General features: G+C 69.7%; 18 protein-coding genes. 9 read left to right on the top strand and 9 right to left on the bottom strand.

All coding sequences use genetic code 11. The features are described from left to right. Together JIG36_RS47015 and JIG36_RS47010 are read left to right on the top strand one after the other, a co-directional pair. Window positions 1–918 (top strand): SCO2523 family variant P-loop protein, encoded by a 918-nt coding sequence (locus JIG36_RS47015; protein WP_203383428.1) that lies wholly within the window; start codon window positions 1–3, stop codon window positions 916–918. Beyond that, the gene (locus JIG36_RS47010; protein WP_203383427.1) at window positions 915–1,874 is read left to right on the top strand and encodes an SCO2522 family protein; all 960 of its coding nucleotides are present in this window, start codon (window positions 915–917) and stop codon (window positions 1,872–1,874) included. The genes JIG36_RS47015 and JIG36_RS47010 overlap by 4 nt, the downstream gene beginning before the upstream one ends. On the opposite strand, the gene JIG36_RS47005 is transcribed toward JIG36_RS47010, so the two are convergent. Beyond that, on the bottom strand, window positions 1,859–2,818 hold the full coding sequence (locus tag JIG36_RS47005) for a DUF6879 family protein (RefSeq protein ID WP_203383426.1): 960 nt from the start codon (window positions 2,816–2,818) through the stop codon (window positions 1,859–1,861). The genes JIG36_RS47010 and JIG36_RS47005 overlap by 16 nt on opposite strands. Next, on the bottom strand, window positions 2,815–3,753 hold the full coding sequence (locus tag JIG36_RS47000; RefSeq protein ID WP_203383457.1) for an SCO2521 family protein: 939 nt from the start codon (window positions 3,751–3,753) through the stop codon (window positions 2,815–2,817). The genes JIG36_RS47005 and JIG36_RS47000 overlap by 4 nt, the downstream gene beginning before the upstream one ends. A gap of 287 nt (window positions 3,754–4,040) precedes the next feature. Between JIG36_RS47000 and JIG36_RS46995 the strand changes: the two genes are divergently transcribed. The 4 genes from JIG36_RS46995 to JIG36_RS46980 are packed head-to-tail and all read left to right on the top strand — an operon-like array spanning window position 4,041 to window position 7,832. Then, the gene (locus tag JIG36_RS46995) at window positions 4,041–5,012 is read left to right on the top strand and encodes an FAD-dependent oxidoreductase (protein WP_203383425.1); all 972 of its coding nucleotides are present in this window, start codon (window positions 4,041–4,043) and stop codon (window positions 5,010–5,012) included. 9 nt (window positions 5,013–5,021) lie between these two features. Then, a complete protein-coding gene (locus tag JIG36_RS46990; protein ID WP_203383424.1) occupies window positions 5,022–6,119 on the top strand; it encodes an NADAR family protein in 1,098 nt (365 codons plus the stop codon). A gap of 56 nt (window positions 6,120–6,175) precedes the next feature. Beyond that, window positions 6,176–7,102: a DUF6879 family protein gene (locus tag JIG36_RS46985; protein ID WP_203383423.1), complete on the top strand. Its 927-nt coding sequence runs from the start codon at window positions 6,176–6,178 to the stop codon at window positions 7,100–7,102. After that, the gene (locus JIG36_RS46980) at window positions 7,092–7,832 is read left to right on the top strand and encodes an SCO2525 family SAM-dependent methyltransferase (protein ID WP_203383422.1); all 741 of its coding nucleotides are present in this window, start codon (window positions 7,092–7,094) and stop codon (window positions 7,830–7,832) included. Before JIG36_RS46985 ends, JIG36_RS46980 begins: the two co-directional genes overlap by 11 nt. A 42-nt stretch (window positions 7,833–7,874) precedes the next feature. Here JIG36_RS46980 and JIG36_RS46975 read toward each other — a convergent pair whose 3' ends face one another. From JIG36_RS46975 to JIG36_RS46960, 4 genes are all read right to left on the bottom strand, one after another. Next, window positions 7,875–9,212, bottom strand: a complete 1,338-nt coding sequence (locus JIG36_RS46975) for a carbohydrate-binding protein (protein ID WP_203383456.1) — start codon at window positions 9,210–9,212, stop codon at window positions 7,875–7,877. A 64-nt stretch (window positions 9,213–9,276) separates the two neighbouring features. Next, window positions 9,277–10,344, bottom strand: coding sequence for a winged helix DNA-binding domain-containing protein (locus tag JIG36_RS46970; RefSeq protein WP_307873199.1), 1,068 nt, complete (start codon window positions 10,342–10,344; stop codon window positions 9,277–9,279). Between the two features lie 33 nt (window positions 10,345–10,377). Then, a complete protein-coding gene (gene pgi / locus JIG36_RS46965; protein WP_203383421.1) occupies window positions 10,378–12,015 on the bottom strand; it encodes a glucose-6-phosphate isomerase in 1,638 nt (545 codons plus the stop codon). Window positions 12,016–12,071: 56 nt separating this feature from the next. Beyond that, complete coding sequence (locus JIG36_RS46960; protein ID WP_203383420.1) at window positions 12,072–12,656, bottom strand: TetR/AcrR family transcriptional regulator; 585 nt, start codon at window positions 12,654–12,656, stop codon at window positions 12,072–12,074. A 78-nt stretch (window positions 12,657–12,734) separates the two neighbouring features. On the opposite strand from JIG36_RS46960, the gene JIG36_RS46955 reads away from it, so the two are divergent. Together JIG36_RS46955 and JIG36_RS46950 are read left to right on the top strand one after the other, a co-directional pair. Further along, window positions 12,735–13,571, top strand: coding sequence for an SDR family NAD(P)-dependent oxidoreductase (locus tag JIG36_RS46955; protein ID WP_307873198.1), 837 nt, complete (start codon window positions 12,735–12,737; stop codon window positions 13,569–13,571). 362 nt (window positions 13,572–13,933) lie between these two features. Then, complete coding sequence (locus JIG36_RS46950) at window positions 13,934–15,928, top strand: glycosyltransferase family 39 protein (protein WP_236049761.1); 1,995 nt, start codon at window positions 13,934–13,936, stop codon at window positions 15,926–15,928. Between the two features lie 791 nt (window positions 15,929–16,719). On the opposite strand, the gene JIG36_RS46945 is transcribed toward JIG36_RS46950, so the two are convergent. The 3 genes from JIG36_RS46945 to JIG36_RS46935 form a co-directional block, all read right to left on the bottom strand. Continuing rightward, window positions 16,720–17,247 (bottom strand): hypothetical protein, encoded by a 528-nt coding sequence (locus tag JIG36_RS46945; RefSeq protein WP_203383419.1) that lies wholly within the window; start codon window positions 17,245–17,247, stop codon window positions 16,720–16,722. 90 nt (window positions 17,248–17,337) lie between these two features. Further along, on the bottom strand, window positions 17,338–19,944 hold the full coding sequence (locus tag JIG36_RS46940; RefSeq protein ID WP_203383418.1) for an EAL domain-containing protein: 2,607 nt from the start codon (window positions 19,942–19,944) through the stop codon (window positions 17,338–17,340). Window positions 19,945–20,422: 478 nt separating this feature from the next. After that, a complete protein-coding gene (locus tag JIG36_RS46935) occupies window positions 20,423–21,949 on the bottom strand; it encodes a CBM96 family carbohydrate-binding protein (RefSeq protein WP_203383417.1) in 1,527 nt (508 codons plus the stop codon). Between the two features lie 384 nt (window positions 21,950–22,333). Here JIG36_RS46935 and JIG36_RS46930 point away from each other — a divergent pair, with 384 nt between their 5' ends. After that, a complete protein-coding gene (locus tag JIG36_RS46930) occupies window positions 22,334–23,512 on the top strand; it encodes a dipeptidase (protein WP_203383416.1) in 1,179 nt (392 codons plus the stop codon). The last annotated feature ends 140 nt before the right edge of the window (window positions 23,513–23,652 follow it).

Here is a 23,652-nt window from a genome sequence, read left to right as displayed (position 1 = left end):
ATGCTGCTGTTCGCGACGTCCGACAAGGGCGGCACCGGGCGCTCGGTGACCAGCAGCAACCTGGCCTACCGGCACGCGTTGCAGGGCTACGACGCCTGCTACCTCGACTTCGACTTCGGCTCACCCACCTCCGGGGCGATCTTCGACCTGCCCGAGGCGCTGGCCGGGGTCGAGGAGGGCGGCCTGCACAGCTACCTGATCGACGGCACGCCCGAGCCGCGGCGGATCAACGTGTGGGCCGACTCCCAGCGGGAGGCGCTGCGCAACCGCCCGGCCGGCGCCGGACGGCTGACGTTGCTGCCCGGCGACGTGGGGCGCGGCGAGTTCAACTCGGCGCCCGGCATCGTGGACCGCTGCATCACCCTGTTCCAGCGGCTCGACGAGGAGTACGACCTGATCCTGGTCGACCTCAGCGCGGGCCGCTCGTACGCGACCGAGATCGTGCTGGCCGCCACCCGGAGCGAGGCGCTGCGCGGCGTCGAGGCGCGCTGGCTGGTGTTCCACCGGTGGACCCGGCAGCACATCATCGCCGCCAGCGGCCTGGTCTACGGCCGGCACGGCATCATCGAGACCGGTGGTCATCTGGGCCACGACCCCGAGGTGCTGCGCGAGGCGATCCGCTTCGTCCGTACGGCGGTGCTCGACCCGTCGTCACCCGACCAGGCCGGCCTGCGCCCCGAGCAGCTGGCCTGGCTCGACGTGTGCAACCGCCGCCTGCAGGATCTGGCCTCCCGCAAGGGCGTCGGCCGCCTCAACATGATCGGCGAGGTGCCGCTCGACCCGGTGCTGCAGTGGCAGGAGCAACTGATCTCCAACGACGACGTGTGGCTGCACCGCACGGCCAACGAGCGTACGGTGGCGGCCTTCGAGGATCTCTCCAAGAAGATCGTCGACGAGAGCGCGTGGGTCGGTCTGTGACGACCGCCGACGACCTGGCCACCGAGCTCGGCGCCCCGGCCGCGGCCGTCCGGTCGGTCGCCCTGTCCCACCTGTCGCTCGAACTGGGCCACCTCTACATGGAGGATTTCGCCGAGGGCGAGGCCCGGCTGCGGCAGCATTTCGACCGCGTACGCCCGTGGGCCGAGACCGCCGTGAGCCAGACCGCCCAGCTGGTCGGCCGGGGCCGCCCGCGGATCAGCACCTGTTTCCTGATCGACGACTACTTCACCCGGTTCTCGTCGCCGCGCGAGGTGGTCACGATGCTCGTCGCGGCGGCCGGCCAGGCCGGGCTGACCATCGACTACGTGGCCCGCGAGTCGGGGTGCGCCCGCGCCGGTGACGTCGACATGGCCCGCCTCGTGCAGGAACACCTGATCGACGAGCCGGCCGAGGGGGCGAACGGGCGCCCGGCGACGAAGGTGACCGGCTGGCTGACCAACGGCGAGCGCTCCCCCGGCACGTCGGCGGCGGCGATGGCCGCGCCCCGCCGGTGGCGGCCGCCCCGCCAGAGCGCCGTCCGCAACCATTCGATCTTTGTGGACGTCGAGCTGTGGAACGAGCGGGCCGACGGCAGCCGCCTCTGGTCGTGCCCGTTCCTGGCCGCGGTGTGGCAGCTGCAGCGGCTGGGCCTGCTGCGGCACCACGGGAAGCCGGTGGCCGAACCGGTGGAGGCGACACCCGAGACACTGCCGGGCGAGTGGGAGATGATGCCCCCGATCGTGCGGCTCAACCCGAAGGCGGCGCCGCTGCGGGCGTACCGGACCTTCACGCCGTTGGATTCGCGGTTCCTGCCGATCGAGCTGGCCGTGCGCACGATCCTGGGCAACGTGTCGGTCGACCCCACGGCGGCCGCGCAGGTGCGCGAACGTGCGCGCGGCGAGGGTTTCGCCCTGCCGGAAGAGACGGTGGGCCGGGTCGGTTACGCGTTCCTCTGACCCTCGGGCAGCAGCTCGCGCGAGATCTCCCACAGCTCGCGGAACAGCTGCGCGCACTCCTTGACCCGGGCGTCGTTGAGGACGAGCCGGGTCTCGGCCACCTGGGCGATCTGCGGGTCGCTGATGGTGGGCGTGGTCTCGTACGCGAGGATGTCGTCGAACACGATCAGGTCGCGCAGCTGCACCTGGAGCGGGGTGTGCACCGCCGACCGGTCGAGCAGCCGCACGTCGATCGACATCGCGCGCTGTTCCTCGTACGCCCGGCGCAGGTCGGGGTCGAGCTCCATCTCGGGCTTGTCCAGCACGAAGATGCGCCGCACCCGCTTGCCGGCCCGGGCCGCCCGGCGTTGCGCGTCGAGATAGCGCTGGCCGATCTCGCTGTTCCACAGGTCGTGGTCGACCGCGGCCAGGCTGATCGCGTCGACGCTGAGCGTGGCGTGCCGGGTGAGCCCGAGCAGCCAGTCCCGGTCCTCGCCGTAATAGGTGACCGTGCCGCCCTCGGAGAGCTGCTTGAGGAAGTCCGACGTCTCTTTGATCTTGGCCTGGACGAATTGGTAGACGATCGGCGGCGAGTCGGGCGAGATCGTGGTCGAGTTGCGCACGAGCTGGGTGACGAGGTCGGTCTGCAGGGCCGACGCCTCCACCGACCCGAACAGCTCGGTCGCCTCGTTGATCTTCGCGAAGGCGTCGCCGACCAGCCGCTTCATGTCCTCCATGCCGTCCTTCTCGAGCTTCTCGACGGCGGCCAGCCGCTTCTCGAACTCGACCAGGAACCGGACCATCAGCACGATGCCGCCGATGAGGACCGAGAGCGTGATGCAGACGGACTGGGGCTGGTTGAGTCCGTTCGTGATCAGGAACGTGGTGCCGCCGGTGGCGACGGTGATCAGCGCCGTACGGATGACGCCGGAACCCTCGCCGACCTGGCGCGCCTGGACACTCACCGGGCCGGCTCCCCGGCCAGCGCCTCGACCGCGGCCAGCGCCACCTGGTCGCGTATCCGGTCGCGCAGCAACCGCCACTGATCGCTCAGCGCCTCCTGCCGTTCCAGCGCCGTCCACAACCCGCGGGCCAGGTCACCGCCGCGGCGGCCGGGCAGCCACAGGTGCAGCAGGTGGTCGACGGCCGGGCGCAGCCGGCGCAGCGACTCCCCGAACGGCAGCACGCCGATCTCGGCCCGCTCCACGATGCCGATCACCGAGGTGAGCAGCCAGTCGTGCAGGGCCAGGTCTTCGGCGAAGGCCACCAGCAGCCGGGGCTCGGCGTCGGCGGGCAGGGCGACCCGCAGCACCCGCAGACGGTCGTCGGGCACGGTGTAGTGCAGGGGGCCGGCTGTCTCGGCCTGCTCGACCACGAACCGGAGCCGGGTGCGGGGCAGCCGCAGCCGCTCGCGGGGGCGGCCGTCGGCCGGGACGGCGCTCTGCACCGCGTCGGACGCCCGGCCCGCGACGTCGCCCAGGTCGAGGGCGGCCGGGTCACGGGCGGGAGCGGCGAAGGCATCGGCCAGCTCGGCCGGGCGGACGCGGCCGACGGCCTCGATCACGCCGGGCCGGGCCAGGTAGTGCGACCAGGGCTGCCGGGCGCTGCCCGCGGCGGGGGTCAGCGTGGCCCAGGCGGTGCCCTGCACGATGTGACCGCCGGTGATCGCGGCGCGCTGCAGGACGGTGCCGATGCCGCGGATCTGCCGGGCGGAGGCGACGGCGCCGAGCGGGCAGTCGACGCCGACGGGTCGTTCCGGCGAGCGCACGTACGGGCGTGGCCGCTCCAGGCGCAGCACCGGTTCGCCGGCCATCAGGTCGACCAGCAGCGCGGCGTCGTTCGCGCTCATGGGGCCACGACCGCGCAGCAGGCCGGTGTGGACCTCACCCACGATGAGCACGTCAGGGACCCCCATCTTCGACGGCACGGGGAACCTGGGGAGAGTACTCACCTCGATGTGGTCCCGATCCCCAGCGGCGCGTCCCCCGGGCCGCATGACGCCAGCCGTTCGATTGGAACGCAAAGGTCGGCGGATTGCAACACCGTGGGTGATCGCACACAAACGGTGAGTGGTATTGCCTACCATCCAATGTGCTGAGTGACAAGGTACGGGAGCGAAAAGCCGCATCGGCCGGAGAAATTCTCGCGTCTTGTCGAGCGGGGATCGATCCCCGTTAGCGTCGGGACGTGACCTCCGACCGACCCGATGTGCTTGTCGTCGGCGCCGGTGTCTCCGGCCTGACCACAGGGGTGCGCCTGGCCGAGAGCGGACGGCACGTGCGCATCCGTGCCGAGCAGGAGCCGTGGGAGAGCAGTTCGGCGGCCGCGGGCGCGATCTGGGACCCGATCTATGCCAAGCATCCCCGCGTCGAACACTGGGCCGCCCGCTCCTACGAGGTCTTCGTCGACCTGGCGGAAGACCAGTTCCCCGGCGTACGCGTGATCAACGGTGTCGAGGCTTCCCGCGTCCCCATCCCCTCCCCCGACTGGGCGGTCGGCCTGCCCGGCTACCGCGACTGCGTGCCGGACGAGCTGCCCGAAGGTTTCGTGAGCGGCTGGCACTACACCGCCCCGATCATCGACATGCCGTCCTACCTGCACGAACTCCAGCGCCGGCTGATCGCGGCGGGGGGCGAGCTGGTGTTCGGGCAACGGCTGCGCAGCCTGGGCGACGCGTTCGCCGACGCGCCGGTCGTGGTCAACTGCAGCGGGGTGGGCGCGCGCGAGCTGGTGCCGGATCCGGAGGTCCAGCCCATCCGGGGGCAGCTGGTCGCCGTACGGAACCCGGGGTTGACCGATTTTTTCGCCGAGCACACCGACGAGCTGGGCGAAATGACGTATCTGCTGCCCCAGGGCGACGTGCTGCTGCTGGGCGGGAGCGCCGAGAAGGGCGAGGCCGACCCGGTGCCCGACCGGGAGATCGCCGAGGCCATCGTGCAGCGGTGCAGCCTGATCTTCCCGGCGATCCGCGACGCCGAGATCGTCGGCCACCGCACGGGGATCCGCCCGTCCCGCCGCGAGGTGCGCCTCGAGCACGAAGACCTGGGCGACCGCCACATCATCCACAACTACGGCCACAGCGGCGCCGGCGTCAGCCTCTCGTGGGGTTGCGCCGACGACGTGTACGACCTGGTCGGCTCGATCGGCCGTGATCACTAGACTCACCGCATGCCGGACTTCACACCCACCTGGCGCACCGTCGAGGGCGACGTCGTACGGGGTCGGCAACGCCTGATCTTCGTGCGGAAACGCGACCACTACGACCTGGCCCCGCTCAGTGTCTTCGCCGACGGTGTCGTCACCTGGCAGTGGGATCGAAGCGACGTCGACGGCTTGCGGGCCGCGCTCGACGACGGCACCCTGACCCTGTCGCCGCCCTCGGACGCGTCGATCATCGTCGTGGGCACCGCCCGGGGTTCGGCGTCGCTCGAAACGTGGCTGACCCCCGACCTGCTGCTGGGCGACATCGCCGACGAGCTGGACCGGCTCAACGACCGCCCCGACTCCTCCCGGCGCTGCTTCGACGCCCTGATCGCGTACGCGGCCGACCCGACCGCCGCCAACCTGGAGATCGTCCGCGAGCGCTACCACGAGGTGCCCGCGCACCGGCGGATCTACATGCTCGGCGACATGGATCAGAACGACGTTCCCGTACGGATTCTGCTCGCCGAACCGGGTACGGAGATCCCCGCCCGGCATCCCGACCACACGTTTACGGTGACCCCATCGGAGCGTGAGTGGGCACTCGACTACTTCCGCCGCGCCGAGAAGGCCGTCGCCGAGTCGCGCTCACGGAAGGCCGCCGACGGTCCGGAGTCCGCGATCCCGCTGCGCGTTGGCGGTTCGGTGTTCCCCAACGGCTGGCCCGCACCACCCGGCCCGGAGCAGCTGCAGACCGACTACCCGGCGCCGGTCACCCACGGCGGCCGGGAGTACACATCGGTCATGCACGCCTACTGGGCACTGTCCACCGACGACCCGGCCTGGCACGACCGCATCGCCTCAGAGCCACGCGGCCTGGACGCCCGGAGTCTCGCCGCCGACGCCCCGCGACGCCCCAACTGGCCCGCGATCCGGCTCGGCGTGATGGCCGCGCTGCTACGCGACAAGTTCACCCGCCACCCGGCGATGGCCGAGGAGCTGACCCGAACCGGCGACACCCGCCTGATCTACGTCGACTGGGGATCGGCCTACTGGAGCTCGGACGGCACCAACTGGCTGGGCCGTCTGCTGGAGCTGGTGCGTTCCGAGCTCGCGGGTCGGTAGACCGGAGCTACCACGGTCCGCTGTGATGGGGTGACACGGACCAGTGGAGGCAGCGCGTGCAGATCCTCATCAAGACCGTCCTCACCGGAATTGCGGGCGCCCTGACCTGGTTTCTGGTCAACCTCACCGACCAGCCGGCGATCTGGCAGATCACGATGGCGGTCTTCGTCGCCGGCGTGGTGCTGGTGGTCCAGTTCCTGATCGAGGCCGCCGAGCAATCCCGCCGGCTCGTGTCGGCCGTCCGAGACACCAGCGCGGATCAGGTGCGGACGGTCCGGACCATCAACGCGGCCGCTACGCACCTGGCCGACGCCGCCGGAAACGGGGGCCAGGAGAACATCGTCCGCCTGGTCGGGGCCGCCGGCCGCATGGACTCGAAGCAGGATCTGCAACTCCGGTTCGCTGAACACCAGGTCGCGGGTTTGGTGACCCTCTTGGAGGGCCTGCACGCCGGTCGGGCGGAACATGAGGGCGAGAACCCGGACTGGTTGCTCGGCCTCACCGACACCGCGGCCATCAGCATCGACGCGACCAGCATTACCTCGTTCGACCGTCACCGCGGTTTCGTCGACGAGGGTGAGTTCTGGGTCAGCGACCTCGGCCTGCGCTACTTGGACCGCCAGCGCAAGGCGATCGAACGCAACGTCCGCATCCGCCGGTTGTTCCTGCTGACCGAAGACGCCACCGACGTGGACCAGCTCGAAAAGCTCCTGGAACCCCACCAGAAGATCAACGTCGAGACCAGGATCCTGCGCCCGGACGACATCGACTTCCTGCACCAGCACGACCTCGAAGACTTCATCCTCTTCGACCAGAAAATCAGCTACGAGTTCCACACCGCGCGGGCCCTCAAGAAGGACGTGACCCCCCTGATCGCGAGCGTCGCCCTGGTCGTCGATCCCCGCTTGGTGGCAAGGCGCAGGGAACGCTTCGAGGAGCTGTGGAGCGCCGCGGCCGACCCGGACGAGCCGAATGTCGCCTGAACAGGGGCTCAGCAACTCGGACGTTCCGTGGGACTCCTTCGATTCGGACGCCTACTTCGAAAGTAACTACAGGTGGCTCCTCCGCGAGGACGCCGAAATCATCGGGATCGTTGCCGACCACTTCCGCCGGTGGGCGCCGCGTCCTGGGCGGGCCGGCGCCATCGACGTGGGAACCGGCACCAACCTCTATCCGGCCCTCACGATGCTTCCGTTTGCCGAAAGAGTGACGCTCTTCGAGCGCTCGCTCAGCAACCGGGCGTGGCTCACGAATCAGCTCCGGGAGCCGGCGGAGTCGTGGGAGCCGTTCTGGGCGGAGATGAGGGGCCGACCCGAATACGATCGGATCGCCGGGCCGCTCGACCGGTTGGCGAGCTGCTCTCAGGTGGTGAAGGGCAACCTCTTCGATCTCGCGCCGCGCGGCTACGACATCGGCACGATGTTCTTCGTCGCCGAGGGCATCACCACTCGTACGGAAGAGTTCGAGCGTGCCGTTCGAGTGTTCATGGCATCGCTCACCGCGGGCGCGCCGTTCGCGGCGGCGTTCATGCGCGACTCGTGGGGATATGAGGTTGGTTGTCAGCGGTTCCCCGCCTGTCCGATCAATGAGGACGACGTCCAGCGGTGTCTCGCCGAGGTCGCCCGAATCGACGCGATCACCGTCGTGGACAGCCGCGGGCTTCGCGAGGGGTACAGCGGAATGATCGTCGCCACGGGACTTGTTGCGGGCTGAGCAGCCGGGCCGGCTTGGCGGAGCCGGCCCGGCTGTGGTCGGTCAGCGGCCCTGCAGGCGCTTCACGTTGTCGCCGAACGTCCAGGCGCGGGAGCCGTCCCAGTTGATCGACCAGGTCATCAGGCCCTTGATGTTGGGGACGCTGTTGTAGGCCTGGGTCACCAGGGCCGGGGTCATGTAGCCGCCGCCGGCGCCGGACTGGGCGGGCAGGCCCGGGACCTGCTTGTCGTACGGGATTCGGATTGTTGTGCCCTGGATGGTCAGGCCGTTGTTGAGGCACTGGGTCTGGACGGTGAAGCCCTGCACGGTGCCCGCGCCGTACGAGTCGCCGGAGCAGCCGTACATCGAGCCGTTGTAGTACTGCATGTTCAGCCACCACAGGCGGCCGTTGTCCAGGTACTTCTTGATGATCGGCAGGTACGAGCCCCAGATCGAGCCGTAGGTGACGCTGCCGCCGGTGACGTACGCCGTCTCGGGCGCCATGGTCAGGCCGAAGTTGGACGGCATCGCGGCCAGCACGCCGTCGATGATGCGGATCAGGTTGGCCTGCGAGGTGGACAGCTGGTTGATGTTGCCGCTGCCGGTCAGGCCGGTCTCGATGTCGATGTCGATGCCGTCGAAGTTGTACTGCTTGAGCAGCGGCACGATGGTCGAGACGAACCGGTCGGCGACGGCGCTGGAGCTCAGGTCGACACCGGCGGTGGCGCCGCCGATCGACATCAGGATCGTGGCGCCCTGGGCCTTGGCCGCGCAGATCTCGGCCGCGGTCGGCACCTTCACGCCGGAGTCCATGCCGTTCTCCCACAGCACCGTGCCGTCCGAGCGGATCACCGGGAAGGCCGCCATGAGCACGTTGTAGCCGTGCTGGGTGATCCGGCTGTCGTTGATCGGGATCCAGCCCATGCCGGGGTGCACGCCGTTGGACGCGCCGTCCCAGTTCTCCCAGTAGCCCTGCAGCACCTTGCCGGCCGGCTTACCGCGGGTCGCGCAACCGGTGGGCGGCGTCGTCGGCGGAGTCGTGGGCGGAGTGGTCGGAGGCGTTGTCGGCGGGCGGGTCGTCGGGGGCGGGGTCGTCGGCCCGGTAGGTGGCGGGGTCGTCGGAAGACCGGTGCACACGCCGAGGTCCTTCCACAGCGACGGCGTGGCGGCCGGGTTCCAGCCCGCTCCCGGGTAGGCGGTGTGGGCGACCAGCGCCTGGTAGAGGTTGGTGTTGTAGGTGACCTGTTGCCCGGCCGTGTACGAGCGGCCCTCGGCCCAGAACGTGGCCGAGCAGGCCACGGCGGCCGAAGCCGTGGTGGCGTTGGTTATCGCGACGGCCAATCCGCCGGCTGCCATTCCCAGCGCGGCGGCCAGCGCCAGCACTTTCCGACGAACACCCATGGCGACTCCCTCGATGCGCATGTGACCTGCGTTACGCACATCATGGAGTTCACATCCGTGAATATCAAGGGTTCTTAACAGTTAGTGGTAAACCGAGATAGGCGGCGTACGGCTCGAGCGCCGCCTCGGCTTGGCGGCGATCGGAAGCGCTGAAGGTCGCCAATGGCTCGACGGTGACGGTGACGCCCTTGCGGGTGAGCGTGCGGGTCCAGGTCGCCCGCACCCGCCCGGCCTGGACGAGCGTCGACCGGAACACACCGTTGCCACCGGGGACGATCGCGTCGACATCATCAGTCATCAGGGACCGGTCTTTATAGCCCAGCATGTATTCGTCGAATCCCGGCAGCGCCAGCCACTCCCCCGCCCCGAGGTCGGGCGCGCCGGCCGCCATGACCATCTCGACACCGTCGACGTCAACGGTGGTCAGCGCATCACCGGCCGCGGCGATGCCCGTGCGGCAATCGGTCATCGTCAGCCCCGTCCAGCCGACGAGATCTTTGCGCGGAGCCGGGCCGTGGCTGCGGAAATAGCGCAACGCGATCAGACCGAGCGCTTCCTCGCGCGACGGCCGCCGCGGCGCCGGCGCCCACTCGTCGAGCAGGACGAACGTCTGTTCCTTGCCGACGTGAGGCGCGATGGCCGTGACAGCACGCTGGGATGCGTACCAGAGAAGGTGGTAACCCCGCTGGCCGGTGATCTCGACCCCGCCCTCGGTCAGCGCGGTCAGGCACTCGGACCGGGTCAGGCGGCCGCCCTTCAGCGCGGCGGCCAGGATCTCGACCGCGCGGTCGGCCGTCGCCTCGTCGAGGCCCAGGGTGTCGCGGCGCTTGGCCGCCCCGGCCAGGGCCCGCGAGCCCATCAGCTCGAGCATCCAGTGGGTGTCGGCGGCGGGGACGAAATGGACTGTGCCGCGCATGGGCCACGTGCGGAGAACGCTTCTGTCCTCGAGCGCCTCGTTGATCTGATCGAGGGACCAGCCGGGCAGGCGGCAGCCGAGCGACCACAGGGCGCTGTTGACGTCTTGGGCCTGCATCGCGCCGAACCACTCGACGACCCCGGCCACGGACGCCGGAGCGTTGCCCCGCAACAGCAGGCTGGTCATCCGCAGGCCCAGGGCCGTCGTCGCATCCACAACGACGACCCTAGGACCTCCGTACGACAGAAATCAGCGGCCGCGCTGCGACCGGTACAGCTTGATCAGGTTGTTGGTCGACGAGTCGTCGTCGGTGGCCGGCGCGGACGACGCGGTCAGCTTCGGCGCGAGCTGGTTGGCCATCACCTTGCCGAGCTCGACACCCCACTGGTCGAACGAGTTGATCTGCCAGATCGTGCCCTGGGTGAACGTGATGTGCTCGTAGAGCGCGATCAGCTGGCCCAGCAGCGCCGGGGTCAGCTCCTCGGCGAGGATCGTGGTCGTCGGGTGGTTGCCCTGCATCACCCGGTGCGGCGCGATCTCGGGGTCGGTGCCCTCGTCGAGAACCTGGTCGATGGTGCGGCCGAACGCCAGCGCGCCGGTCTGCGCGAAAAAGTTCGACATGAACAGGTCGTGCATCTCGCCGATGTCGTGGTTGGGCTTGCTGAACCCGATGAAGTCGGCCGGGATCATCTTCGTGCCCTGGTGGATCAGCTGGTAGAACGCGTGCTGACCGTTGGTTCCGGGCTCGCCCCAGAAGACCTCGCCGGTCTGGAACGACGCCGGGGACCCGTCGAGGCGTACGGACTTGCCGTTGCTCTCCATCGTCAGCTGCTGCAGATAGGCGGCGAAGCGGTGCAGATATTGCGAGTACGGCAGGACGGCGTGCGACTGGGCGCCCAGGAACGTGTCGTACCAGACGTTGAGCAGGCCGAGCAGCGCCGGGACGTTCGACTCGATCGGCGTGTTGAGGAAGTGCTCGTCGACCTCGCGGTAACCCGCGAGCATGTCGGCGAAGTGCTCCTTGCCGACCGCGATCATGACGGACAGGCCGACCGCCGAGGGCAGCGAGTAACGCCCGCCCACCCAGTCCCAGAAGCCGAACATGTTGGCGGTGTCGATGCCGAAGTCGGAGACCCGCTTGGCGTTGGTGCTGACCGCGACGAAGTGCTTGGCCACCGCGTCGGCCCCGGCGTCACCGCCCAGGCCGGCCAGCAGCCAGTTGCGCGCCTCGGTGGCGTTGGTCAGCGTCTCCTGCGTGCCGAACGTCTTCGAGCAGACGATGAAGAGCGTGGTCGCCGGGTCGAGGTCGTGCGTCTTCTCATAGAGGTCGGTGGGGTCGATGTTCGAGATGAACCGGCACTCGATCTCGAGCGACTTGAAGGCCTTGAGCGCCTCGTACGCCATCACGGGGCCCAGATCGGAGCCGCCGATCCCGATGTTGACGACGGTCCTGATGCGCTGCCCGGTGTGCCCGGTCCACTCGCCGGACCGCACGCGGTCGCTGAACGCGCCCATCCGGTCGAGAACCTCGTGCACCTCGGCCACCACGTCCTGCCCGTCGACCACCAGCGTGGCGTCGCGTGGAAGCCGCAGCGCGGTGTGCAGGACGGACCTGTCCTCGGTGACGTTGATGTGCTCGCCGGCGAACATGGCGGCGGTCCGCTCGCGCAGCCCGGCCCGCTCGGCCAGCGCCACCAGCGCGCTCAGCACCTCGTCGGTGACCAGGTTCTTGCTGTAGTCGACGGTGAGGCCGGCGACCTGCGCGGTCAATCGCTCGCCGCGACCCGGGTCGCTGCCGAAGAGGTCGCGCAGGTGCACGGCCGCGAACTTCTCGGCGTGGCCCTGGAGCGCCTGCCACTCGGCGCTGTCGGAAACGTGTTCGCTCATTGTCCTAGTCTCTTCCTCGAACCCGGACTCTCGTCCTCATCCTGGCACGAATCGCTTCAGGCCGACGGCGACGCCGTAGAGATCACTTGGCGAACGACGCGTTCCATCGTGGGCATCACCTTCTCCGGATCCTCCCCCGCCGTCTGCAGCGCCACCCGGAAACACGCGATCCCGATCTGGGCTGCGAGCAGGGCCAGCTCCGGATCGGCGCCCCGGCCACGGAGGGCGACCTCGAGCGCGTCGGCGATCCGCTGCATCTTGCGGCCGGACCTGTCCTGCAACTCCGGCACGGTCGCGATCAACCTCTGGCGTACGGGAAACAGCTTCTTGTCGCCGAGCACGATGTCGCGCTTGGCGTAGGTGAGCCCCCAGAGCTGCAGCAACGCCCCGGCCAGGTCACGCGGCGCGGGGGCGGGCGCGTCGGACCCGGCGGCGAACATCTCGACCAGCGTCTGCTCGTCGGCGAACAGCACCTCCTGCTTGTCGCCGAAGTAGCGGAAGAACGTCGTGCGGCCGACCTGGGCCCGCTCGGCGATGTCGGTGACCGAGACCTTGTCGAAGCCGCGCTCGGCGTAGAGCGCGAACGCCGCCTCGACGATCTGCTCGCGCACCCGCTGCTGCTTCAGCTCACGGAGAGTCATGCCACCACCCTAGCGGAAACGGAACTCGATCCCGTACGGTACTGAGTACCACTTGGAACTCAGTACCGGGAGGTACCCGTGTCCACTTTCCTGATGAACGGCGCCAGCCGGGGCATCGGCCTGCACGCCGCCCAGCGGATGCTCGACCGCGACCCGGCGCTGCAGCTGATCGTGATCGCCCGCGGCGACCAGCCCGCCCTGCCGCGCACCACGGTCATCCCGGGCGACCTGACCTCGCTCGACAGCGTCCGCAAGGTCGCCGCCCAGATCACCGAGCCGCTCGACGGCTACGTGGGCAACGCGGGCGTGCAGATGACGACCGCGACCACCGCGACCGTGGACGGCTACGAGACGACGTTCGCGGTCAACGTGCTCGCCCACTTCCTGCTGCTGCGGCTCGTGCCGCTGACCGACCGGGCCCGCGTGGTGATCACCGGCAGCGACGCCCATTTCGGCGACTTCCGGCACAACCTCGGCCTCGTCCCGGCGCCGGCCTGGACCACAACCGAGCGGCTGGCCCGCACCGACCCGGGGCGCAAGGGCCGGGAGGCGTACGCGACCAGCAAGCTCGGGGTCCTCTATCTGGTGCATGCGCTCGCCCGGCGCGGCGTCGAGGCGTACACCTGGAACCCGGCCTTCACCCCCGGGACCGGTCTGGTGCGCGCTGACCGGATCGGCAACGTGCTGTTCCGGCGGGTGTTTCCGCTGATCCCCGGGGTCAACACGCCGGCCCGCGCCGGTGATCAGCTGGCGGCCGCCGCGATCGGGCCGCGCCCCGGGCCCAGCGGCAGCTACATCGACCGGGCCGCGGTCATGCGCTCCTCCGACGAGTCCTACGACGAAGCGCGCGAGGAGGAGCTGTGGGCCGCCGCTGAGCGTCTGACCGCGCTCGGCCTCCCGCGAATGGGCGCCTGACCCCGGCCTGCACGAACGCTCAGATCCGGCTGGCGCGAAAGCTCAACTACGGCCTGCACGAAACGCTCAGATCCGGCCTGCACGAACGCTCAGATCCGGCCTGCACGAACGCTCAGATCCGGCCGGCGCGAACGCTCAGATCCGGCCGGCGCGAACGCTCAGATCCGGCCGGCGCGAATGCTCAACTACGGCCTGCACGAACGCTCAACCCTGGCCTGCACGAAACGCTCGACTCGGTCCGTACAAGCGCTCGGCTGGGTCCGTACGGGCACTCGGCCTTGGTCCGCTGAGCGACTGACCTCATAGAACGCGCACAGGCGCGGCACAGAGCGGCCGTAGGGGCACGGCCGAAGGTAGCTGCCATGACGACCCTGATGGAACGGCCGGCGTCGGCCTCGCACCCGCCCCGGCACGTGGCGCCGCCCGTACGGAGAAATCGCCGATGGCCGGTCCTCGTGCTGCTGCTCGGCACCGCGGTGCTCTACCTGTGGGACCTGAGCGCCTCCGGCTGGGGCAACAGCTTCTATGCGGCCGCCGCGCAGGCCGGCGCGCAGAGCTGGAAGGCCTGGCTGTTCGGCTCACTCGACGCCGGCAACGCCATCACCGTCGACAAACCACCCGCCGCGATGTGGGTGATGGGCCTGTCCGCGCGCATCTTCGGCGTCAACAGCTGGGCGATCCTGGCCCCACAGGCGCTGATGGGCGTGGCCAGTGTCTGGTTCCTGTACGCGGCGGTGAAACGCTGGTCCGGGCAGGCGGCGGGCCTGGTCGCGGGGGCGGCGCTGGCGCTCACCCCCGTGGCCGTGCTGATGTTCCGTTACGACAACCCCGACGCGCTGCTCGTGCTGCTGATGACGGCCGGGGCGTACACGACCGTACGGGCCCTGGAAAAGGCGTCCTGGAAGTGGCTCGCGCTCACTGGCGTCCTGCTGGGCTTCGGTTTCCTGACCAAGATGATGCAGGCGTTCCTCGTGCTGCCCGCGTTCGCGCTGGTCTACCTGGTCGCCGCGCCCACCGGCCTCGGGCGGCGCATCCGTGACCTGCTGATCGCCGGTCTCGCGCTGATCGTCTCGGCCGGCTGGTACGTGGCGCTGGTGTCGCTGTGGCCGGCGTCGTCGCGGCCGTTCATCGCCGGGTCGACCAACAACACGCTGTGGGAGCTGGCCCTCGGCTACAACGGGCTCGGCCGCATCCTGGGCGGTTCCGGCGGCGGGTCGTCTTCAAATTCCTCGTTCGGGGGCGCGACCGGCATCGGGCGGCTCTTCGGGACGTCGATGGGGCTCGAAATCTCGTGGCTGCTGCCGGCCGCGTTGATCGGTCTGGTGGCCGTGCTGGCGGCCACGTGGCGGGCCCCGCGCACCGACCGGACCCGCGCCGGGGCGCTGATGTGGGGCGGCTGGGTACTGGTCACCGGGGTCACGTTCTCGTACATGAGCGGAACCATCCATCCGTACTACACCGTGGCCCTGGCGCCCGGAATCGCCGCACTGGTCGCTCTTGGCGGGCGTGTCATGTGGGATCGGCGGGGCTCGCTGTGGGGGCGGGCTGGGTTGTCGGCGATGATCGCGGCCACCGCGGTATGGGCGTGGGTGCTGCTCGGGCGGGTTGACTGGATGCCGGGGCTGCGGTGGGTCTCGCTTCTTGGGGTCCTGGTGGCGGTGGTGCTGCTGGTTCCGTTGCGGCGGGGTGTTGTGGTTGCGCTGGTTGTGGCGATTCTTTCGGCGGGGGTGGGTGGGGCTGCTTATGGGGCGGCTACCGCTTCCGTTGCCCACAGCGGGTCCATTCCGTCGTCCGGGCCGTCGTCTGCCGCCGGAACGGGGGGTGGATTTGGAGGCAGAGGTACGCAGGGTGGTGGATTCGACCGCAGCGAGGGATCTGACGGCTCGTCGAACGGAGGTCCGGGCTCGGGGTCGTCTTCCGGCGGGGCGGCGGAGGCCCCGTCCGGTAACGCCCCATCGGGGGCGAGCGGGGGGTCGTCCTTGTCCGGGGCTCCGGGTGGTGGTGAGACTGCCAACAGTGAGCTGACTGCTCTGTTGGAGGCGAGCGGTACCAAGTGGTCGGCTGCGGTCAGTGGGGCTACGTCGGCTGCCAACTATGAATTGGCCAGCGGGACCTCGGTGATCGCTTTGGGCGGCTGGAACGGCAGTGATCCGTCACCCACGCTGGAGGAGTTCCAGGCCTATGTGGCGGCTGGAGAGATCCACTACTACATCTCCGGTGGCGGTATGGGCGGCGGAGGTGGCGGTATGGGTGGTGAGTCCACGGAAGCCGGTCAGATCGCCTCCTGGGTGGCGGACAACTACACGGCTACGACCGTGGGCGGTAGTACGGTTTACGACCTCACTCAGGTGAGCTGAGTTTCGGCCTGTCTCGCCTCGCTTCGCCTCGAAGTAGGAGCCCCGCGTCCCGCCAAAGACGCGGGGCTTCGGCGCGGGTGCCCATGCGGTGGGCGCGCAAACTTTGAGGGGCTGGATTCACCCGGGTGAGTGAGGGGATGGTCGTCTCCCGGCTCGGGTGGGTTGGTGGTTGCGCGGCTTGCCAGGCGCGCGGCGTCGTGGCCCGGCTCGCTGCCGCCGCCCGGGGTGGGTGGGTGGTTGCGCGGCTGGCCAGGCGCGCGGCGTCGTGGCCCGGCTCGCTGCCGCCGCCCGGGGTGGGTGGGTGGTTGCGCGGCCGGCCAGGCGCGCGGCGTCGTGGCCCGGCTCGCTGCCGCCGCCCGGCGTCGCTGGGTTGTTACGCGGCCGGCCAGGCGCGCGGCGTCGTGGCCCGGCCCGCTGCCGCCGCCCGGCGTCGCTGGGTTGTTACGCGGCCGGCCAGGCGCGCGGCGTCGTGGCCCGGCCCGCTGCCGCCGCCCGGCGTCGCTGGGTTGTTACGCGGCCGGCCAGGCGCGCGGCGTCGTGGCCCGGCCCGCTGCCGCCGCCCGGCGTCGCTGGGTTGTTACGCGGCTTGCCAGGCGCGCGGCGTCGTGGCCGGGGTTGCTGCCGCCGCCCGGGGTGGGTGGGTGGTTGCGCTGCTGGCCAGGCGCGCGGCGTCGTGGCCCGGCCCGCTGCCGCCGCCCGGCGTCGCTGGGTTGTTGCGCGGGCTTGCCAGGCGCGCGGCGTCGTGGCCGGGGTTGCTGCCGCCGCTTGGGGTGGGTGGGTGGGTGGTTTCTTCAGTGCTTTCGCCGCGCGGAATTCGTTTGTCGGGTCAGCTTTGGTGACAATGGTTGCCTGTACCAATTTCGCTGCTTTCTTAATTCCACATTGGCATGATCGAAGAGATGCACTCCCATCGGGGCGCGCGGGATAATATTTCCATGCGGCAGCTTCAATTGTTCACCTCGTCCGAACTTGCCAAAATGCGTGACCGGACTAAAGCCCGCAACTATTCTCCCGACGCTGATGAATTTCGCCGTGTGCATGAACGCCACCGGCGCTGGGGGCTTGGCATGCGCCACGCGCGCCGACTCCGCCAGCTGCGCGAAGCAGCGTCCGATACCCAGCCCACAACCCGCGCATCCGTCGCGCCCGGCCGGCCCGCGGTGAACCGGCACGCCATCACGACAGAACAGCCGCAGCCGCAGTCGGCAGCCACCCGAACCGGCGTTCCGCGAGTTTCCGATAACGGCAATCGCAAATCGCGTCCGCACGATGCCACGGCTGACGCGCGTGACGCAATGGAGAGCGCCGACCCGCGCCACAATGCGGAATCATCCGAGTCCGGTGCGGAAAACGCCACGGCCGACACGCAGGGCGCAAGGGAAATCCTCGACCCGCACCACAACGCGGAATCAGCGGGTGGGGGTCGCCGCCGCGTACGTGGGAAGGCCTGTCTCCAGCAAGGCTCCGGCCGCCGCCGAGGGCAGGGGGCGCGACAGGAAATAGCCCTGGGCGTAATCGCAACCCATCGCGCGCAGGGCCGTCAGCTGGGTCTCGTCCTCGATTCCCTCGGCGACCGTGCGCATGCCGAAGCGGTGGCCCAGGCGGACGATCGTGGTGACCAGGGTTTCGTCTCCGGCGTCGCCAGTGGTCAGGCGGTCCACGAAGGAGCGGTCGATCTTCAGGACGTCCATGGGGAAGCGCCGCAGGTAGGCCAGGGACGAATAGCCTGTGCCGAAGTCGTCCATGGCCAGCATGACGCCCAGGGCCTTCAGGGCGACGATTCGGGACAGGTTCTCGTCGGTGTCGGTCAGCAGCACGCTCTCGGTCATTTCGAGGCACAGCTGGTCGGCCGGCATTCCGGTTTCGGCCAGCACGGCGGCGACCGTGGCGGCCAGGTCGCCGGCCTCGAACTGGCGCACCGAGACGTTCACGGCCATTTTCAGCGGGCGGCCCCACTCGACCGCCTGGCGGCACGCCTCGGTCAGGACCCAGCGGCCCAGCGGGACGATCAAGCCGGTCGACTCGGCGATGCCGATGAACTCGAGTGGGGGCACCATGCCGCGGGTGGGGTGCTGCCACCGTACGAGGGCCTCGAAACCGATGATCTCGCCCGATGCCAGGTCGACGGTGGGCTGGTAGTGCAGCACCAGCTCGTCGCGCTCCAGGGCCAGGCGCAGGTCGTCGGCCATTCCGAGGCGCTGCATGAGGGCGTTGTGCATCGCGGGGTCGTAGGCCGCGTAGACGCCGCCGCCGGCCTCCTTCGCCTTGTACATGGCCAGGTCGGCGTTGCGTTGCAGCTGTTCGATGTCCGTCGCGTCGGCCGACGAGGCGATGCCGATGCCGGCGCCCACGTGCAGCTCGCGGGCCTCGATGGTGAACGGCTCGTCCAGGCGTTCCAAGATGCGCGCGGCCAGGGCCTCGGCGTCGGTGGGGGCGTCGGGGGAATCGACGATCACGGCGAACTCGTCGCCGCCGAGGCGGGCGACCGTGTGGGGGGACGGCACGGCGTCCTGCAGGCGGGCCGCCACCTGCACCAGCAGCTGGTCGCCGGCGGCGTGGCCCAGGCTGTCGTTGACCTCCTTGAAGCCGTCCAGGTCGAGGAACAGGATCGACGCGGCGTCGGTGGCGGCCAGGCGTTCGCGGAACAGCGCGCGGTTGACCAGGCCGGTCAGCGCGTCGTGGTAGGCCTCGTGAATCAACTGGTCCTGCAGGCGCTGGGCGTCGCTCACGTCGCGGGTGTTGAAGACCAGACCCTGCACGTACGGGTCGTCGAGCAGATTGGTGATGGTCATCTCGGACAGGCACCAGTCGCTGTCCAGGTGACGCAGGGCGACCCGGAACGTGGTGACGCCGCCGGGGCGATTGAGCACGTCGTTGATCGCGGCCTGGATCACGAGGCCGGCGCGGCGTCCGACGACGTCCACGAGGCGCTGGCCGACGAGCGCCGCGGCCGGGTAGCCGAAGATGCGTTCGACGGACGAGCTCTGGTAGCGCACGGTCGAGTCGGCCTCGAGGATGGCCAGCGAGTCGGAGCTCTGCTCGACCAGGGCCCGGAAACGCTGCTCGCGGTCGGCCAGTTCGGCCGTCCGGTCGGTGACCCGCTCCTCGAGACGGCGGGCCAGCTGGCGGTTGTCGAGCACGAGGATCAGCTCGCGCAGCATGATCAGACCGATCGAGACGAACCGGCACCACGTGAAGACGGGCGAACTGGAATGTCCGGTGGCCAGCCACATCGTGCCGGAGATCAGGGCGGCCAGCACGGCCACGTAAGGCAGGAGCAGGCTGGCCGACCGCCGGGAACGCACCGCCTCGTCGTCCGGCTCCTCGTTGGTGATGCTGCCCATCGCGGCCGCCCGGATCGCGCCCAGCAGCAGGAACGCGTAACCGGCGAGCCGGCCCGCCTCGGGCAGCGACAGCCAGGCGCCGGCGTTGTCGGCCAGCAGGCGTACGGCGACGCTGTCACCCAGCGCGATCATCAGGAGGCCGCCGCTGATGAGCACGACCGTCGAGGAGCCGCGGTAGCCGCGGTGCCAGCGGGCGAGGGCCACGATCGCGACGGTGCCGAGCACGACGTCGGCGATGGGCAGGACGACCAGCAGGGCGCTTCCCATGTCCTCGGCCGGCCGGAACACGAAGTTCCAGCTGGTCATCAGCAGGGAACTGGCGACCAGCAGCGCGTCGACAACACTGCGCAAAGCGGTCAGGCGGGACCGTTTCGGCTGCGGGATGACGAACAGGGTGACGGTGACGATCGCGACCATGGCCACGTGACCCAGGCCGGTCGCGGTCCGGCCGTCGACGAAGATGCCCACCGCCTCGGCCACGGCGCCGGCGCCGAGACCGACCCAGGCCAGGCGGGTGCGGGCCTCGCGGCGGCGCATCACGTGCACGGCCGCGCCGGCCACGCCGAGAGCGACGACTCCGGTGAGGACGGCGACCACGCCCGGGTCGGCCGTGGTGGCCAGCGCTACGGCCAGGAGCAGCATGAGGACGGGTACGGCAGCGCCCGACTTCATCGCGTCCTCCCCTCCGTCGTCCCGTGTCTCCGCCCAGCAGAATCGGGTTGCCGAGCACCCACCTGAGAAATCGGGAACCCCGGAAATGCGGCCGGTCGCTTCCGCCGTACGGGGAACGGAACCCCCGGAAGTGCGAGCGGCGGCATTACCCGTACGGGAACAGAAGCCCTGGAGCGCGAGCGACGGCCTCCCCCGTACGGGAAACGGAAACCCCGGACATGCGAGCGGCGACCTCCCCCGTACGGGAAAGCCGCCGCGAAGCAAGAAGAGTCAGGTCACTTCTTCTTCTTGTTCTTCTTGTCCTTCTTCTTGTCCTTCTTTGACTTCTTCGCCATGGTGGGACCCCCCCTTCGACCTCTGGTTGGTGGCCGCCGGACCGGCGCCGAGGGTTAACGTTACGGAAAATCCAGGCGTGCGGGAACACGACCAGAATCTGCCTGGACCCGCACGCACCGGGTGAACCGTGCGTTGACTGACGTCAGCCGAGCTTGACCTTGAACGTGGCGTCGGCGGCCAGCTTCTTGAACGCGGCCAGCGCGGCCGGGGTGCTGTCGATGCTGATGTCGCGGTCGCCCTCGTCGTCCTTCTTGGTGTCGAAGTAAACGATCGCCTTGATGGCCGGACGCTTGGCGAGCTCGGGCAGCACGCTGTTGTAGACGGCGGACTTGTCGTTGATCTTGCCGACGCGGTGGTAGGCGCCCCACTCGGCAACCATGATCGGCTTGGCGGCGTGCTTGGTGGTGGCCCAGTCGTACCAGTTGGTGCCGCCACCGGTCGGGGCGCGGTCGAGCAGGTCGTTGAACTTGCCGTAGTGGTAGTAGCCGGGCTCCACACTCACGTAGGAGTCGAGGCCCATCCAGTCGACGACGTCGTCACCGGGGTACAGGTCCTTCCACCACGACTGCGCCATCCACTTCTCGTTACCCATGTACGCCATCACGTTGACCACATTGGTCACACCCTGGGCCCGCAGACGCAGGATCGTGTGGCGGTACATCGCCGCGAAGTCCTTGGCCTCCATGCCGGAGCCGGCCTTGGCCACGACATCGTTCTCGGGCTCGTGGTTCAGAACCAGGAAGAACTTCTTCCCGTACGCCTTGGCGCGCGCGGCGAACGCATCGATCCGCTTGTCCTGCTGGCCCTGGGCGACCTTGGCCCACGTCGAGCCGTACGCGATCTTCCAGTTGGTCAGCAGCACGCGGGGGCTGGCGGCGTCGCTCGTCATCGCGATCTCGGCCTTGGTCGGGAAGATCTCGTCACCCTTGTGGTAGGTGTGGAAGATCGTCGAGGTGCGGCCGCTGAGCTTCTCCCAGTCCTTGAGGGCCTGGTCGCGCGGCGCGGTGGTGAAGCCGCCGGCCGCAGCGCCCCACAGGACACCACAGGAGGGAACGAGGTTCGCACCGGTCACACAGTCACCAGCGGGCTTGGGCGTCGACACCACGGGCGGCGACACGTCGGTGTCGGTCTTGACCTCGAGGACCGGGGCGCCGGTCTTGGCCTCGGCCGAGTTGAAGCGCACGGCCGCACCGGTCGAGGACAGGGCGAAGGCGTACGTGCCCGGGCCCTTGACGACCTTGCCCAGGTCGAACGACAGCGTCGCGCCGGGAACGGCACTGCCCAGCACCGAACCGAGCGCCGGGGCGGTGGCCGCGGTGAGCTTGCCCTCGGCCCAGGTGGTGTTCGCGACCTGGCGGATGGCGACCGTGCTGGCCGACGAGGCCTGCGTGGTCAGCACCAGACGGGCCCCCGCGACCTTCGTGCCGGCCGGGACGGCGAACTTCAGGAACGAGGTCTTGGTCTCCTTGCCGGCGACCCCCGCCACCAGCTTGGTCTCCGCGCCGAAGGCGACGGCCGGGCGGACGTTCGAGACGTACGTGTCGTCGCCCGCTGCGATCTTCAGGGTGCCGGCGGCGGCGGCCGGGGCCGCGCCCATCGCGGCGACACCGGCGGTGCCGGCCACAACCGCGGTCAGGACCGAGTATTTCTTCAGCTTGGAACGACGCACTTTCGAATCTCCCCCGCTCTGTCCGGCCGTTGTCGGCCGGGCATGAGAAGAGATTCCGGGACGCCCGGTGCGCGTCCGGTGCCCGTCACGGTGCGGTCAGGTTGCGGGGGCCGTTTTCCTCAAGTCCAGCTTTTCCGGCCTCGCGACGGCTCACGTTCCGAGGCACGGCGGCCCGCTTTCCGCAGCACGACGACCGACGTTTCGAGACACGACGGCCGACGTTCCGAGGCACGACGGCCCGCCTCCCGAAGCACGACGACCGACGTTTCGAGACACGACGGCCGACGTTCCGAGGCACGACGGCCCGCTTCCCGAAGCACGACGACCGACGTTTCGAGGCGCGACGGCTTGCTTTTCGGGGCGTGTGCGGGGTAGCCACGAACCATGGACCTGATCATCGACGGGCACAACGACCTGCCCATGCAGCTGCGCGGACGCTTCGGATACCGGGTCGAGGGGCTGGACGAGCCCCGCCCCGAGCTGCAGACGGACATTCCCCGGCTGCGTGCGGGCGGGGTCGGCGGGCAGTTCTGGTCGGTCTACGTGCCGGGCGAGTTGAGCGAGCCCGAGGCCGTCGTGGCGACCATGGAGCAGGTCGACGCCGTCTACCGGATGGCCGCGGCCTACCCCGACGACTTCGCGATCGCGTACAGCGCCGACGACGTCGAGCGGGCCATGGCCTCCGGCCGGATCGCGTCGCTGATCGGGATCGAGGGCGGACACAGCCTGGCGACTTCGCTCGGTGTCCTGCGGGCGTTCGCGCGTCTCGGCGTGCGCTACGTGACGCTGACCCACAACGAAAACCTGTCGTGGGCCGATTCCGCCGCGCAGAAGTCCCAGGTCGGCGGTCTCAACGACGAGGGGCGAGCGGTCGTACGGGAAATGCAGCGCATCGGCGTCCTGGTGGACCTGTCGCACGTGGCGCCGGCGACGATGCACGCGGCCCTGGACACGGCGTTCGCCCCGGTCATCTTCAGTCACTCCGGCGTACGCGCGTTGCACGACCACCCCCGCAACGTGCCCGACGACGTGCTGACCCGCTTGCGCGACAACGGCGGCGTCATCCAGTTGACGTTCGTGGCACCGTTCATCTCGGCCGAGTCCCGAGCGTGGATGGCCGCCGCCGACGAGGAATGGAAGCGCCTGGGCCCGCCGCCCCGCCCCGCCGACTGGCCGCGCGCGCCGCGCCCCGCCGAGGACCCGGCCGCGATGCCGGACTGGCCCGGCCCCGACCGCCTGGTGGAGCCCGAGTTCGCCTCGTGGCTGGCCGCGAACCCGCGCCCGCCCGTAACCGTCGCCCAGGTCGCCGACCAGGTCGAACACGCCCGCGACGTGGCCGGCGTCGACCACATCGGTTTGGGCGGCGACTACGACGGAACCCCCGAACTCCCCGACGGCATGGGCGACGTCTCCAGTTACCCGTTGCTGATGACCGAACTGACAGGCCGAGGCTGGTCCGAAGACGAGCTGAGCAAACTGGCATCGGCCAACATCCTGCGAGTCCTCCGCGAGTCGGAGCGCCTGGCGCAGGAACCCCTGTGGCCCCTCTCCCCCGCCCGCTGACGATCAGTCCCCCGAACAACCCACCTCACGCTGGTGGCATCAACCCGCCGATGCCACCAGCACGCCGCCTTGCTCCCCCGGCCGCATTGCCAGCCCTCACCGACCCCTGCCTACTCACCACACCGCATCGCCTTACGCCA

Source organism: Paractinoplanes ovalisporus (genome assembly GCF_016834655.1).
GTDB classification, from domain to species: domain Bacteria; phylum Actinomycetota; class Actinomycetes; order Mycobacteriales; family Micromonosporaceae; genus Actinoplanes; species Actinoplanes ovalisporus.
This window is presented reverse-complemented; position numbering and strand designations above follow the sequence as displayed.